Source organism: Actinoplanes sp. NPDC051494, from assembly GCF_044454705.1.
Classification (GTDB): domain Bacteria; phylum Actinomycetota; class Actinomycetes; order Mycobacteriales; family Micromonosporaceae; genus Actinoplanes.
This window is the reverse complement of the sequence record NZ_JBITDZ010000010.1, coordinates 228,684-242,120: the sequence shown is the minus strand read 5'-3', so window position 1 is coordinate 242,120 and position 13,437 is coordinate 228,684. Positions and strand designations below refer to the sequence as shown.

Below are 13,437 nucleotides of genomic sequence, written 5' to 3'. Positions count from 1 at the left end.
CGAGCTTGCTTCCGGCTTTCGTTCCTGGTCGCCGGGTGCCTGGCCGGGTTTCGCGATGGGGCGCGCGGAGCACCTCGCCGCTGCCGTGGTCCCTGGCCGGAACGCTGCTGCCACTGTGCTGCCCGGCCCGACTCGACCAGTCCCGGCCCGGCCCGGCCCGGCCCGGTGCACGATCGAGCCGGGCGCGTCGGTTCAGCTACGCCACGAATCGGGAGCGGCGCCGGCGTCCGATCAGGTAGACGGCACCACCGATGAGCAGAAGGCCGCCCCCGATGCCGGCCACGGTCCCGGCGGCGGCACCGGTCACGGGCAGTCCACCACCCTCGCCACCCGCGGCACCCGGGTCGGCGGAGGAAACAGGGCTCGCGTCAGCGGTAGTCGTGGCACTGGGCGTGACGCTCGGTGTCGATGTGGGCTGCGACGACGCGGACTGCGACGGCGAGGGCTGCGACGATGCCGACTGCGACGGCGAGGGCTGCGACGGCGAGGGCTGGACCGCGCAGTCGAGCGCGCGGGCTGCGTACAGGCCGTCGTTCAGGTAAGCCAGATAGACGTCGATACCCTGGCCTTCGAGCACCTTCTGCGCGGCCGCCGCAACGTTGGCGCCCGCGTCCGTCAACGTCCGGACCACCGAGATCCGCAGATCCGTCGCCCAAGCTTTCTGCAGGTCTTCCTTGAAGAAGGTCCGCAGCTCATCAGCGGGGCCTTCAAGGTGTTCCCGCAGTGCACGAGGCAGCACGGGCAGCGACTCGGCGTTCGCCTCAGCCAGGATCTGGGCGGCCAGCACCCGCACCTGCACATCGGTGGCGGTGTCCAGATCGATGGTCACCAGCTCGCGGATGTCCTTGTACACCTTGCGCTCGACCGTTTGACAGGCCTCGTTGAGCACGGGCGGTTCGGCCTGGGCCATCGCCGGTGCCGCCGGAACAAGAAACACCAACGCCATCAGAACGCCGGCCGACAACTTCCGTCGCATGTAGCTCTTCCTCCCCCGTTGCAAGCAAAACGTGGGGATAGTACCGACAGTGGACAGAGAATCAAACGGTATTGATGGTGGGCCGACCACCGACGGAAGCGCCCGACAGCATGACCACGCATCCACGTGAGCCCAGCCGTTGACGGAGCGATGAACCGTCCGCCGCTCAAGCTCGAGACACCGCCGGCCCGCCATGGGTTCGCAGAACTGACCAACCCTCCCGCCGCCACCACAGCGCGGCAGCACGAACCTCCCACCGCAAGGTGATCACCCCGACAACCCCGCAAGCAGAGTCCGGGCAAAAGAGCGAGCAGCAGCGCCGTCATCCCGCCGGGCGTCCCACCCCAGGTGACCGAGGAAAGCGTGCTGCATGCAAGCGCCGGCGAACAGTGCAGCAGCCGCATAGAGATCGGCGTCCGCGGCGATCCGGCCAGCAGTGGACTCGCGCTGGAGGAAGGTCATCAGAGCCTCGTTGACATGGTGGGGACCACCGCCATGTTTGCGCAGGCCCTCGGTGTGCCCGCGCAGGATCGTCCGGTCGGAGAACACCGACGCCAGCATCGGGACGTTGTCGCTGAAGAAGACGATCAGGGCCTGAGCGATCGCGGTGAGCCGGTCCTCCAGATCGCCGTCGGCGTCCGCCAGGGCGGCGCCGAGGTCGGCCTGGCCCGGGGACCGCTCCTGCAGCACCGCGAGCATCAGTTCGACCTTGTCGGCGAAGTGCTTGTAGAGCGTCGCCTCCGAAAAGCCGGCTCGAGCAGCGATCTGCCGAGTGGTGGCGGCGGCCAGCCCGCGGTCACGGATGACGGCGGCGGCCGCGTCGATGATGACGTCTCGGGTGCCCACCCTTGACAGGTTAGTGAGCGCTCACCATCCTGGAAAGGTAGTAAGCGTTTACTAACCAGAGGAGCATCGATGCGTATCGCCCTGTTCGGAGCTACCGGCGGCACCGGCCTTCAGCTGATCGACCAGGCAAAACGAGCCGGTGATGACATCGTCGCCGTCGTCCGCTCCGCCGAGGCCGGCCAGAGAATCACCGCAACCCGCCACAGCGCCGCCGCAAAAGCCAGCAGCCTCACCGCCGACGGCCGGAACTCACCCACGGAAGGCCGGGACACCACAGAAGACCGGAACACCACCGCAGAGGGTCCGGGCAGCGCGGGGGTAGGGGGCGGGGTTGAGGTTTTCGAGGCCGATCCTACTGATGCGGCGGCGATCGAGGCGGCTGTTCGCGGGGCCGATGTCGTCGTCTCGGCGCTGGGGCATCGGCCGGGGGTGGATGACCCGATCTGTGCGCCCGGGGCTCAGGCGATCATCATGGCGATGCGGTCCACCGGGGTTCGGCGCCTGGTGGTCGTCACGGCTTCCGGGCACGTTACCGACCCCAACGATGACCTGGCCACGCGGGCGATCAAGCCGATTCTGCGGCGGTTCCTGCGGGCGTCGTTCGAGGATTTCGCAGCCACCGAGACGCTGGTCAGGGCGAGTGGGCTGGATTGGACGATCATGCGGCCGCCGCGGTTGACGAACGGCGGCCGGAAGGGTCACCGTACGGAGATCGACCGTACGGTCCGCCGGGGCATGACGCTCTCGCGGGCCGACCTCGCCGACGCGATCCTGACCGCCGCCCGTAATCCCGCGACGATCCACCACGCGATCGCCGTGGCCTACTGAGCCGCACTGAGCCCACGCCGGCCCGCCTTGAAGCCGCGCAGGGTCCGCGCAGGGTCAGCAGCCTATCCGGCGGGCGGGGTGAAGCCGTTCGCGGTCAGCCAGGCCGGGTCGGGGGTGACCATCTGCAGGACCTCGACGAGCAGGCCGTCCGGGGCGGCGACCTGGAAGCGGCGCTGCCCCCACGGCTCGGTGACCAGGGGCAGGACGACGTCGAGGCCGGCCGCGGTGAGCCGTTCGTGTTCCGCGTCCACGTCGTCGACGACGAACGCCACGAGGGTGCCGACCACGTCCTTGCCGCGGGTCGCCGCCGGCCAGGATTCGTGGTCGCGTTGCACGAAGTCGAGGCTGACGTCGGTGTGGCCGTGGTGCTGGGTGTTCACGTACCACCCGAGGTCGATGCCGACGGTGAATCCGAAGTGCTCGGTGAACCAGGCCGCGCTGGCGGTGGGGTCGGCGGCGGCCGCGACGAGACCGATCATGCTCAGCTGCATCGGACCATCATCGCGCAGCCCGGACCTCCACGCCGGTAGCCGGGCCGCCGTGGCCGAAACAGGCGAGGTCGACGTCGAGCATGACCCGGTCGTCCGGGGCGCGGGCGATGGTGTCGCCGGTGAACAGCACTTTCGGGCCGACCGGGAACGCGAGCAGGTGCAGGTGCGGGAGCAGCTCGCGGACCTCGACCAGGGCGGTGCCTCTCATTCCTCGAACGAGCGGTTGACCTTGCGGAGCAGGGTATTGAGCTGTTTGAGCTCGTCGATGTCGAGCGCGGCGAACAGCTCCCAGTCGCGGGCCATCCCGGCGTGGATGTGTTTCTCCCAGGCGGCCCGGCCGGCGGCGGTGGGGCGCACGACCACCCGGCGGCGGTCCTGCGGCTCGACCTCGCGAGTGATCAGTTCTGCTCTGGTGAGCCGGTCGAGCCGGGCGGTCATCGCCGCCCGGGTCACGTTCGCCGCCTCGGCGAGCTGGGCCGGGGTCGCTTCCACCGGGTACGGCTGGATCATCAGCACGTGCAGGGTGTGGTAGTCCTCGCGGGTGAAGGCGGGGTCGGTGAACGCCGCGACATCCCCTCGGCGCTCCCGCCGCAGGATGTTCTTCATCCGGATGAGCGCGCCCTCGATCTCGGGTGCGACCTGCGGGTTCGCCTCCCAGAGCGTCGACCAGCGGCGGACGTGGCCGTCGACGCCGTCCTCGATCTCCTTCGCCATGCCCCCATCATGCCAGAGATCCAGCAAGCGTCGAATAGTTCATTGCTTAATAGTTCGATGGTGAACTACAGTTCCCGGTCATGAGCGATTTCCGGCTGCTCGCCACCGGTATGTCCCTGTCCTGGTTCGGCAACGGCTTCCAGACCGTGGCGCTGGCCGTCGCCGTCCTGCTCGCCGGCGGTGGCGCCGGCGACCTCGGGCTCGTCATGGGCAGCTCGGTGCTCGCCATGCTGGCCTGCACGCTGTTCGGTGGCGTGTGGGCCGACCGGGTCCAGCCGCAGCGGGTGATGGTGCTCTCCGACGCCGTCCGGTTCGCCGCCACCGCCGCGATCGCGGTCATGTTCTCGGCCGGGGAATACCGGATGCCGCTGCTCTGCGCGCTCGCCGCCGTCTCCGCCGGGGCCGGGGCGTTCTTCGAACCGGCCATGACCGCGCTCAAGCCGATGCTGGTCGAACCCGCCCGGCGCCAGCAGGCCAACGCCACGCTCGCCCTGCTGCAGACCAGCGCCCGGGTCGCCGGCCCGGCGCTGGGCGGGCTGGTCGTGGCCGGGTTCGGGGCGACCGCCGGGTTCGGGGTCAACGCGGTGAGTTTCGTGGCCTCCGGGGTCGCCGCGCTGCTGATCCGGGCGCGGGCCGTCCGGGTGCCCCGCGAAGGGATGCTGACCGAACTCGGCGCGGGCTGGCGGGAGATCCGCGAACGGGACTGGCTGCTGTCCGGCATCCTCGCGTCGAGCGTCTACCACGTGGCGAACGGGATGGTGCTGGTGCTGGCCCAGGTCGTCGCCGTGGAGCGGCTGGGCGGGGCCCACGCGGCCGGGTTCGTCGCCGCGGCCGAGGGCGTGGGCGGGGTCATCGGCGCGACGGTCGCCCTGCGCCGGCGACCGGTCCGGCTGCTGCGGGCCGGCTGGGTCGGCGTGCTGCTGATGCCGTTCTGGGCCCTGGCGTTCGTGTGGCCCGGAACGCTGACCGCGGTCCTCGCCGGGGCGGCGCTCGGGTACGCCGGGCTGAATTTCTTCGCCGTGGCGTGGGAGACCGCGATCCAGGACCACATCCCGCACCGGGTGCTGGCCCGGGTGACCTCATGGGACATCCTGACGTCGCTGCTGGCCATGCCGATCGGCAACGCGGTCGCGGGGCCACTGGCCGCGGCGCTGGGCGTCGACCGGGTGCTGACGATCAGCGCGGTGATCATGTTCGGTGCCGGCCTGATCCCGCTGGCCGTCCGCGGCACCCGCGACCTGACCCGGGTCATCGTGCGGGAGCCGGAACGCGTACCGCTGTCCTGAAACGTTTGCCGGTGCGGTTCGGGCCCCACGACTCGAGCCGCACCGGGGCGCCGAGCAGGTCCGCGATGTCGTCCACGAACGAGGCGGGCCGGTGCAGGGCGGCCGGCTCGGCGCGCGAGACCAGGGCGGTCAGCTCCCGCTGATACGCCAGGTCCCGGAACGGGCCGGGCTCGAGACGGTCCGCCACGTCGTAGGAGGTGCAGATCCGCAGAGCCGGGCACCGGGACGGGGCGTCGAGGTGGGTGACGGCCAGCGCGTCGACACCGCCGGCCACCTCGACCGCGTACCGGTGGGCGACCGCGTCGAAGTGACCCACCCGGAACGCGCCCTGCCACTGCCCCACCCCGTTGTGCGCCTCGGGCAGATCCAGCGGCGCCTCGGTGACGAACGGCCCGGCACCGTGGCGGGTCGTGTACGTGCGCACCACCCCCAGCCGCTCGAACGAGTCACACAGCTCAGCCACGTTGTCGAACGTCGTCGTGGACCACGTCGTGTACGGGTGCCAGCCCCGCCACTCGTCCAGCAGCACCCCCTGCGCGCCCTCGAACACGCACCGGCCCTCCCGCAGCAGCTTCGCCGTGTACGAGGCGTCCACGATCGACACCGCCGCCCCGAACGCCCGGAACGCGGCCACCACGTCGTCGAGCGGCGGCGCGTCCAGCGGCCCGAACGCGGCGACCAGCCGGTCCCGGACAGCCGCCAGTTTGAGCCGCAGCGCCGCCGACCGCACGTCTGCGGCGCGGGGCGCGTCGGCGTTGCTCAGGGCGTACTCCATGGTCTGCCCGATGCCCATGCCGCACGAACCGTGCCGTCCCCCGCCGCGCCGCCGCTCCCGCACCTGGTTGGCGGCCCGGTGCCAGGGGGTGACCAGCAGCGCGTCGGCGTCGATCGTGAGCAGGTGGAACGGGTTGCCGAGCGACGCCGCCTCGGCCGCCAGGGCCAGCGGGTCGACGACCACGAACCGGGTCAGGTGGGTGGGCACGCCCGCGAACGTGCCCGACCCGAACTGCGCGAACGTGTGGTGCCGGCCGTCCGGGGCGACGACGTTGTGGGCGGCCTGCGCTCCCCCGTTGAAGCGCAACACCGCGCGCACACCGCCGTCGCCGCAGAGGGCGTCGACCACCGTCCCCTTGCCGGCGTCGCCGTAGCCGAGGTCGACCACGGCGACGTGTTCGCTGGTCACAGCCGTTCACTCCCGGAGGTAGCGCCCCCGAGAGCAGCACCGCCGAGAGCAGCACCGCCGACGGCCAGCTCCGACCGGACCACCGCACCGCGCTGCGCACCGATCGGGGCCAGGGCCCGGCTCACCGACGCCCCCGCCGCCGAGCCGACGTCGGTCAGGTCGGCGAGACCGGCGGCCAGGTCGATCGCCTCCTCGCCCAGGCCCACGGTCAGCGCGATGGTCTCGCACACCGCGTCCAGGTCGTCCAGCTCGATGACCTGCTGACCGAGCAGCCGCCGCCAGTAGCCGAGGATCTCCTTGTCGCCGCCGTAGCTCGCCGCGGACGGCAGGATGTAGTAGACGTCGAACGTGCGCTGCAGTTCGGCCACCATCGCCTCGACCGGGATCGGCTCCTTCAGCTTCTCGCCCAGGAACTTGGCGACCTCCTTCGGCTTGACCTGCCCGTACGGCATCTCGTCGCCGATCAGGAACAGGTAGCCGCGCCGGCCCCGCTTGGTGACACTGTCCATGTCGGTGTGCCGCGCCATGAAGTACATGGCCAGCTCGTACGACTCGGTGCGCTGCCCGCCGCCGCCGCCCTCCAGCACGATGCGGGCCAGGTCCTCGTCCATCCGGTTGTCCGACTCGAACTGCCCGACCTGCAGCGGAACCCGGTCACAGGTGGCGTCACCGACCGCGCCGAACATGATGTGCGGGTCGGTGGCGTAGCCCTTGCGGGTCAGCAGGCCCAGCAGTTGCGGCAACTTCTCCTGCAACGTACGCGGAACGCTGCCCATCGAACCGGTCACGTCGAACATGACGGCGATCGGGGTGCTCTGCGGGTGTTCGGCGCTGTCGCGGCTCTCCCGCTTGCCGACGCCCTTGGGGTCGAGGGCCGGGTGCGCCGACCGGGCGCCGCTGTCGCTGTAGGCGAAAGCGCTCGTGCCGGTCGCGGCCCGGTAACTGGCGGCGGCGGAGTAGACGTCGGTGGACCAGCGTCCGCTTCCCATGATGTTCTCCTTCAGGTAAGGGCCGGCAGCGCGAACGCGCGGAACCGGCGGGGGCCGTACAGGTCTTCCAGCAGCTCGTCGAACTCGGCGAGCAACTGCCACGCGTCCTGGGGACGCATGCGCGGCGCGTCGAAACGGCAGCCCGCGGCGAAGCGCCGCAACGCGGCGGGCGGATCCTTGATCAGCCGCAGCATCAGCCCGGACGCCATGTGGATGTCGGTGGCGGCGGTGGCCGGCTGCTTGGCCAGGACCTCGGGTGGATAGGCGGACTTGTGACGCGACACGATCGCCGGGACGGTGCCGCCCACCGCGACGCTGTAACACCAGTCGACGAGCACCAGGCCGTGCGCCTCCGGATGGATGAGCACGTGCTCGGGCACGATCGCGCCGTGCACGACCCCGGCCCGGTGCGCCCAGCCGATCCCGGTCAGCAGCCGGCGCCACATCCACGCCACGTCCCGCGGGTCGAGACGATGCTCCAGCCCGGTCAGCGGCACGAACCCGTCGAGCCGGCCCAGCACGGCAGCGGTGCGGCGTACCCCATCGCGGTCCTCATGGGTGAAGGTCTCGATCAGTCGCGGCGCGTAGGCCCGATGCCGCGGGTCGCCCCTGTCGGACAGCAGGGTCAGCACGCTGACCTCGGCCCGCATCAGGTCGTTGTCGCCGGGCAGGCGCGGCAGTTTCAGCAGCTTGTCGTCGTCGAGCGCCAGCAGGTCGGCCAGGTCACCCGCGGCGACCCGGTCACCCAGCCGGTAGGTCGCGCGCCGCGTCGTCAGACTGCCGTCGCGCGCCCACAGCGCCGAAAGCTTGGCGGTGGCCCGCGTCGCGGCCGGGCCCTGACCCGCGGGTGCGACATCCGGATGCACAATCTTCAGAAGCGTTTTGTACGCGACCCCGGGCGCCACACCCGCAAGCGGCCCGGTGAGCAATTCACGGAATACGGCGGCGCCCCCGATCGAGGCAATCGCTGCGTCGAAGGACATCATCGGACACCGTCCTCCCTGGCCGGGCGCAGCAGAGCCGGATGCAACAGGCGTGCGTCCCCGGCCCGGTACAACTTGGGTTTGGGACCACCCCGCTCCCCGGCCCGGGCCGCGGTCTCCCCCGTGCTCTCGACAAAGCCGGGAACGGACAGCACCTTGCGATGAAAATTGCCGGCGTGCAGTTCCTCGCCCCACACCGCGGCGTACACCGAACGCAGCTCCGCGATGGTGAACTCGGTGCCGACAAAAGCGGTGGCCAGCGGCGTGTACTCCAACTTGGACCGAGCCCGGTCGAGCCCGTCGGCCAGAATCTCGGCATGGTCGAAGGCCAGCTCCCGGGCCTCGTCGACCGGCACCCAGAACGCCCCGGAAGCATCGGACCCGGCCCGGGGATCGGGCAGACTCGGCGCGAACGCCAGGTAGGCCACCGAGAAGACCCGCATCCGGGGGTCACGGCCGGGGGTGCCGTAAGAGCGCAGCTGCTCCAGGTGAACCCGGTCCAGCGCGCCCTCCCCCGGCCGCAACCCGGTCTCCTCGGCCAGCTCCCGCCGAGCAGCCGCATCCAGCGACTCGTCCTGCACGAACCCCCCGGGAAGAGCCCGCCACCCCGCGAACGGGTGCCCACCCCGCTCGACCAGCAGCACATGCAGCCGCCCCGCCCGGATCGTCAGCGCAACAACATCAACGGTCACCGCGACCGGCGCATAGGCAGACGGGTCATACCCCGCCAGAAACTCCCGCTCGTCCGTCACGTCAGCCCCTCAATGTTCTCGCCCTGAGTAAAACTCGATCTGAGAACAACCTAACTCATACTCACCATGAGCACAACCCCAGAGCCATCAGTCAGGTCCACCTCAACCTTGGCCGCCGCCCCGCCACAGCCAGCCGCCACCAAGAACGCGCACCGACCCCCGCCCAACCAGAGACCTGCCCTCGTCCACCTGATGACTTTGCCGGCGGTCAGGTCCCGCGCGGCATAAGGCTGGACGTGCCGGCGCGGACGTAGTCATGGCCGGCGCGTTGCGGGGTGCCGGGCAGGATCTGGATCCTTGGACAGTTTCCACCTGGCCTGACCCAGCGTCCGGCGAACGTCGCTCGGCCCACGGCAAGGCGCTGCATAGGACGCCCCTGGGCTCAGAACCCGGCGGCCCGCATGACGTTGTCCGGAGTCCGGGGCGCCGGCTCGGATCGGGGCGCGTGCGTTGTGCCCGGGGTAGGTGGGCGAATCCGATCGGGGCCGACGTGAGCGAGTGGATGACCCGCACGGATCTCGAGTCCGGCGACAAGGACGAGCACGGCCCCGGCTCCCACTCACCCCGACCTCAGCGCTCGTTGGACATTGCGCCCCCCGAGACCACGCGACCCGGACAGCCACGGGTGCCGCGGCACGGATCGGTGGGGACGCCGAGGTGAACCCGCACGGGATGGAGCCACGCGACGCCGCAGTGAACCCACGGGAAGGAGCCACGCATGGTGGCGCAGAGCCACGGACCTGCGCACAAACGTCAGATGCGCAAGTGGTAGAGGTTGCGGCGAGGTCGCTGGGTCGGGTCGATCGTGAACGGGGGGACGAACTCGGGGTGACCCTCGGAGCCGATGCGGATGGTCCAACCGGCGGTCGGGTGGTGGATCAGCCGATGATGATGCCGACAGAGCAGGACCATGTTGTCCAGACTGGTCGGCCCTCCATCGATCCAATGATCGACATGGTGTGCGTCGGTCCAGCGCGGCGGCCGGTCACAGCCGGGGAAAGCGCAGCCACGATCACGCAGGCGTAGAGCCCGGCGCAAGACCTTGCCGGCCGTTCGGCTGGTTCGGCCCATGTCGAGGATCTGCCCAGCACTGCCGAGGACGATGGGCAGGATCCGAGCGTCACAGGCCAGCCTGCGTGCCGTCGCAGCGGAGAGGCGTTCGCCGGTGTCGGTGGTGGCCGCACCCAGGGCACACATGAGCGGGTCATAGGCGACGGTGACCGCGAGTTGCGGGGGCTCTGCGCCGTCGTCGGGCAACTCGGTGGTGCGCAGGGCGAGGGCACAGACGCTGATCAGTGCGTCGGCGCGGCGCTGGGCCGGGGTACGGGTGTCGTCCGGGACCGGTTTGCACAACGGGTGCAGTGCAGCGTTCACGGTCGCGGCTTCCTCGGCACCGAGCAGACCGGAGACCCGGACAAGACCCTCCACCGGCAACGAGAAAGTCAGGCCACGCCGACGGTGGTTACGGGCCTCCTGCCGAGCCAACGCGGCCTCATCGGCCTGGTCGGCGAGGTGCGGGGCGGCGTGGGCGAGGATGCGTTCACCGATACGGCGTAGCTGGTAGGCGGGGAACTGCCCGGCGTACGCGAGCATGATGGTCTCGGCGTCCCGCACGATCTTCGGGACATTGACGCCACCGAGGGTGCCGGGGTTCGCGGTGGTGAGGGCGGCGAGGTCGCTGGGGATGGACTGCACGGTCGCGGTGATCACTGCGGCTTGGCGCACGTTCACCTGGCCGTCCAGGACGGCCTGCTCGATCGCGGGGCGTGGTGGGGCGGAGGCCTGGTCGGCGAGTAGTCGTGCCGGCTGGGGATCCAGCAACAACACATGCCGCAGCCACGCGGCGAGGGAACGGGCGCCCTGAGTCCGGGGCAGCTTGCGGATGTCGGCCTCGCGGACCAGACGGGACTGCAAGACGACGGCAACCTGCTCCAGGTGGTGCGCCGCGCGGAGCAGGTCGATGATCTCGTGGTCCGGTAGCGAGCACAGCGGGGCCGCGGCGAGCTCCGCCGCTTCCTTGCCCACCTGCTCCACGTCGCCCACCACGAGGCCAATTTAGAACAGGTGTACGACACCGTAGAAATTGATCAAGGGCCGCGGAGATCCACATTCACTATCTGAAATCGATGGTGAACCCGGAACATCACGGGCAGGCCGGGCACAGAAAGCCGGAAGGGGGCACAGAAAGAAGGGGACACAGAAAGCCGGAAGGCCGCCACCCGATCCCGGGCAACGGCCTGTCAGCTTTAGGCAAGCCTTACTTAAGCACTTAGCTCGCCGAGAACGTGAGGCAGTCGGCACCGTCGGCCGCCGCACCCACCGTGATCGCCGACGCGTGGCACTCGAGGTTCGTGTTGTGCACGCACTCGGAGCGCTTACAGGCGCCGACCTGGGCCACGGCCTGGCCCATGCCGCCCTTGTCGGCGGTGTCGATGAACGTGTCGCACTCCGAGTTCGCGCGACCGATGGTGATCGCGAAGGCCGTACACCCGTCGTGGTTGTACCCGCATCCGCTGACCGTACAAGCCGAGACGCGCGGCATCTCCATCATCTGAGTCATGACGTGACCTCCCTCTCTCCAGACGTATGTCCTGACCGACGATAAACCATTATTGTGAGCAGCGCACGGTAGGGCCGTAAGACATTTGTTTTTGCGCAAAGAATAGGTAAGGCAACAATTACCGCCCTTTAGGTAAGGCATGCCTCACCATTTCTCGCGCGTCGCGCCCCAGTCCGGCCCCCGGCTGCCATACTGGTCCAAACAACGACAAAAGCCCGAGGGACGGACCGGATGGCCGAACCACACCACCGCGGCCGGCAGGCGCTGCTGCTCAGCGCGCTCACCGCACTGGCCGTGGCCACCGGCTGCTCGTCCGGCGACGACGACGAGCCGGCCGTGCTGACCCCGTCGGCATCGGCGTCCGGCACGACCGCGACGGCCCGGTCGGCGCAGCGGATGATCGCGCTGACCCGCTCCGACGGGGCCTGGCCCGGCACCAACGGCCTGTCCGGGGTCAACGGCAGCCCGACCCTGGACACCGCGAGCGTCGAAGCCTTCTGCACCGCCCGGGGCCGGGCCTGCCCGATCGCCCAGACCTACACCGACCGTACGGACTGGCAGACCATGACCGCCGGCAGCGACTGGACGTTCGACAATTTTGCCACCTTCAACGGCGTACTCGTCGTTTCGCAGGGTCTTGTCCCGATCGGCGCCGAGGCGGACCTGGCCGCGTGCGCAAACGGTGACCACGACGCGGATTGGCAGAATTTCGGCACTCTGATGCGCACCCATGACCGCGGCGACTCGATTGTCCGGCTGGGCTGGGAATTCAACGAGACGACGTCGCCCTGGCGCGCCGACGACCAGGCGACCTGGATCAGTTGTTACCGCCGTGCGGCCGACAACATCCGGGTGACGAATCCCGACGTCGTGCTCGATTGGACGATCAACGCCCACAACACCGCGAGCAGCGTCTGCACCGGCGTGAGCACCAACTGTTACCCCGGCGACGAATACGTCGACATCGTGGGAATCGACAACTACGACCATTACCCCTGGTCACCCACCAAAGCCGATTTCGACCGTACGGCCGCCGCAGCCGAAGGCCTCACCTGGCTCTACGATTTCGCCCGGGCCCACGACAAACTGTTCTCGGTCGGCGAATGGGGAGTGACCCCGACCGGTGACGCGGGCAAGGAGAACCCGGATTTCGTCACGTGGATGCACGCGTGGTTCGCGGGCCACGCGGAATTCCTCGCCTACGAGGCGTACTTCTCGGACTGCGACTCCAGTGACATCCAGTCCAGCCTCTATCTGACCACCGCGAACTGCACCCGGAACCCGTCGTCCGCCGCCCGTTACACCTCGCTGTTCGGCGCATGACACAGGTCCGGGCACCGGCGCCGCAGCCGGCGCCACCCCCACGCCATCGGCCTCGATCTTGTCGCCCGGCCGGCACCTGGCCGGGCAGAAATGGCCTGTCCGTCGTCAACGGCGACCACGACGAGGACTTCCGCGCTTTCGGCACCCTCATGCGAACCCACGACCGGGCCGACTCCACCGTCCCGCCTCGGCTGGGAATTCAACGAGCAATCCTCGTCCTGGCGAGCGGACGACACCGCGACCTGGCTCACGTGTTACCGCCGGGCGGCAGACAGCATCCGGGCCACCAACCCGGACGACCGTAAAGCGGAAGGCCCGGTCTGGCTCTACGATGTCGCCCGCAGCCACGGAAAGCCCTTCGCGGTCGGCGGATGGGGCGTGGTCCCGACCGCGGACGCCGGCAAGGAGAACCCCGACCACGTGACCTGGATGGGCCTACGAGGCCTACTTCTCCGAGCGACATGGCATGCCTGAAGAACCCAGGTTCGGCCACGAGAGACAGATCC

At 69.7% G+C, this 13,437-nt stretch carries 14 protein-coding genes and 1 pseudogene; 3 read left to right on the top strand and 12 right to left on the bottom strand.

Features of this window, described 5'->3' with window-relative positions; all coding sequences use genetic code 11:
• Nucleotides 1-196: 196 nt before the first annotated feature.
• Nucleotides 197-976, bottom strand: a complete 780-nt coding sequence (locus ACIA6A_RS30515; protein WP_396101390.1) for an LPXTG cell wall anchor domain-containing protein — start codon at nucleotides 974-976, stop codon at nucleotides 197-199.
• A gap of 267 nt (nucleotides 977-1,243) precedes the next feature.
• Complete coding sequence (locus ACIA6A_RS30510; RefSeq protein WP_396101389.1) at nucleotides 1,244-1,822, bottom strand: TetR/AcrR family transcriptional regulator; 579 nt, start codon at nucleotides 1,820-1,822, stop codon at nucleotides 1,244-1,246.
• Between the two features lie 69 nt (nucleotides 1,823-1,891).
• On the opposite strand from ACIA6A_RS30510, the gene ACIA6A_RS30505 reads away from it, so the two are divergent.
• Nucleotides 1,892-2,650, top strand: a complete 759-nt coding sequence (locus ACIA6A_RS30505) for an NAD(P)-dependent oxidoreductase (RefSeq protein ID WP_396101388.1) — start codon at nucleotides 1,892-1,894, stop codon at nucleotides 2,648-2,650.
• A gap of 62 nt (nucleotides 2,651-2,712) precedes the next feature.
• Here the strand turns inward: ACIA6A_RS30505 and ACIA6A_RS30500 are convergent, their stop codons facing one another.
• The 3 genes from ACIA6A_RS30500 to ACIA6A_RS30490 are packed head-to-tail and all read right to left on the bottom strand — an operon-like array spanning nucleotide 2,713 to nucleotide 3,855.
• The gene (locus tag ACIA6A_RS30500; protein ID WP_396101387.1) at nucleotides 2,713-3,141 is read right to left on the bottom strand and encodes a VOC family protein; all 429 of its coding nucleotides are present in this window, start codon (nucleotides 3,139-3,141) and stop codon (nucleotides 2,713-2,715) included.
• 7 nt (nucleotides 3,142-3,148) lie between these two features.
• Entirely contained in the window at nucleotides 3,149-3,349 is a 201-nt protein-coding gene (locus ACIA6A_RS30495) for a hypothetical protein (protein WP_396101386.1), read from the bottom strand.
• Nucleotides 3,346-3,855 (bottom strand): MarR family winged helix-turn-helix transcriptional regulator, encoded by a 510-nt coding sequence (locus ACIA6A_RS30490; protein ID WP_396101385.1) that lies wholly within the window; start codon nucleotides 3,853-3,855, stop codon nucleotides 3,346-3,348. The genes ACIA6A_RS30495 and ACIA6A_RS30490 overlap by 4 nt, the downstream gene beginning before the upstream one ends.
• Nucleotides 3,856-3,935: 80 nt before the next feature.
• Here ACIA6A_RS30490 and ACIA6A_RS30485 point away from each other — a divergent pair, with 80 nt between their 5' ends.
• Entirely contained in the window at nucleotides 3,936-5,141 is a 1,206-nt protein-coding gene (locus tag ACIA6A_RS30485; RefSeq protein WP_396101384.1) for an MFS transporter, read from the top strand.
• On the opposite strand, the gene ACIA6A_RS30480 is transcribed toward ACIA6A_RS30485, so the two are convergent.
• The 7 genes and pseudogenes from ACIA6A_RS30480 to ACIA6A_RS30450 all read right to left on the bottom strand — a co-directional run bounded on the left by ACIA6A_RS30480 (nucleotide 5,104) and on the right by ACIA6A_RS30450 (nucleotide 11,608).
• Nucleotides 5,104-6,324 (bottom strand): adenylosuccinate synthetase, encoded by a 1,221-nt coding sequence (locus tag ACIA6A_RS30480; RefSeq protein ID WP_396101383.1) that lies wholly within the window; start codon nucleotides 6,322-6,324, stop codon nucleotides 5,104-5,106. The two genes, ACIA6A_RS30485 and ACIA6A_RS30480, sit on opposite strands and share 38 nt — an antisense overlap.
• Entirely contained in the window at nucleotides 6,321-7,313 is a 993-nt protein-coding gene (locus ACIA6A_RS30475) for a hypothetical protein (RefSeq protein ID WP_396101381.1), read from the bottom strand. The genes ACIA6A_RS30480 and ACIA6A_RS30475 overlap by 4 nt, the downstream gene beginning before the upstream one ends.
• Before the next feature lie 11 nt (nucleotides 7,314-7,324).
• Nucleotides 7,325-8,179, bottom strand: a complete 855-nt coding sequence (locus tag ACIA6A_RS30470) for a molecular chaperone DnaJ (protein WP_396101380.1) — start codon at nucleotides 8,177-8,179, stop codon at nucleotides 7,325-7,327.
• 116 nt (nucleotides 8,180-8,295) lie between these two features.
• Nucleotides 8,296-9,048 carry an NUDIX hydrolase gene (locus tag ACIA6A_RS30465; RefSeq protein ID WP_396101379.1) on the bottom strand — a complete coding sequence of 251 codons (753 nt, stop codon included), beginning with the start codon at nucleotides 9,046-9,048 and terminating at the stop codon, nucleotides 8,296-8,298.
• A 191-nt stretch (nucleotides 9,049-9,239) separates the two neighbouring features.
• Nucleotides 9,240-9,349: pseudogene (locus tag ACIA6A_RS30460) on the bottom strand (IS630 family transposase); the annotation flags it as partial.
• 452 nt (nucleotides 9,350-9,801) lie between these two features.
• Nucleotides 9,802-11,094 carry a DUF222 domain-containing protein gene (locus tag ACIA6A_RS30455; RefSeq protein ID WP_396101378.1) on the bottom strand — a complete coding sequence of 431 codons (1,293 nt, stop codon included), beginning with the start codon at nucleotides 11,092-11,094 and terminating at the stop codon, nucleotides 9,802-9,804.
• A gap of 223 nt (nucleotides 11,095-11,317) precedes the next feature.
• The gene (locus ACIA6A_RS30450) at nucleotides 11,318-11,608 is read right to left on the bottom strand and encodes a DUF1540 domain-containing protein (RefSeq protein WP_396101377.1); all 291 of its coding nucleotides are present in this window, start codon (nucleotides 11,606-11,608) and stop codon (nucleotides 11,318-11,320) included.
• A 231-nt stretch (nucleotides 11,609-11,839) separates the two neighbouring features.
• Here ACIA6A_RS30450 and ACIA6A_RS30445 point away from each other — a divergent pair, with 231 nt between their 5' ends.
• Complete coding sequence (locus tag ACIA6A_RS30445) at nucleotides 11,840-12,931, top strand: glycoside hydrolase family 26 protein (protein WP_396101376.1); 1,092 nt, start codon at nucleotides 11,840-11,842, stop codon at nucleotides 12,929-12,931.
• Nucleotides 12,932-13,437: the final 506 nt, after the last annotated feature.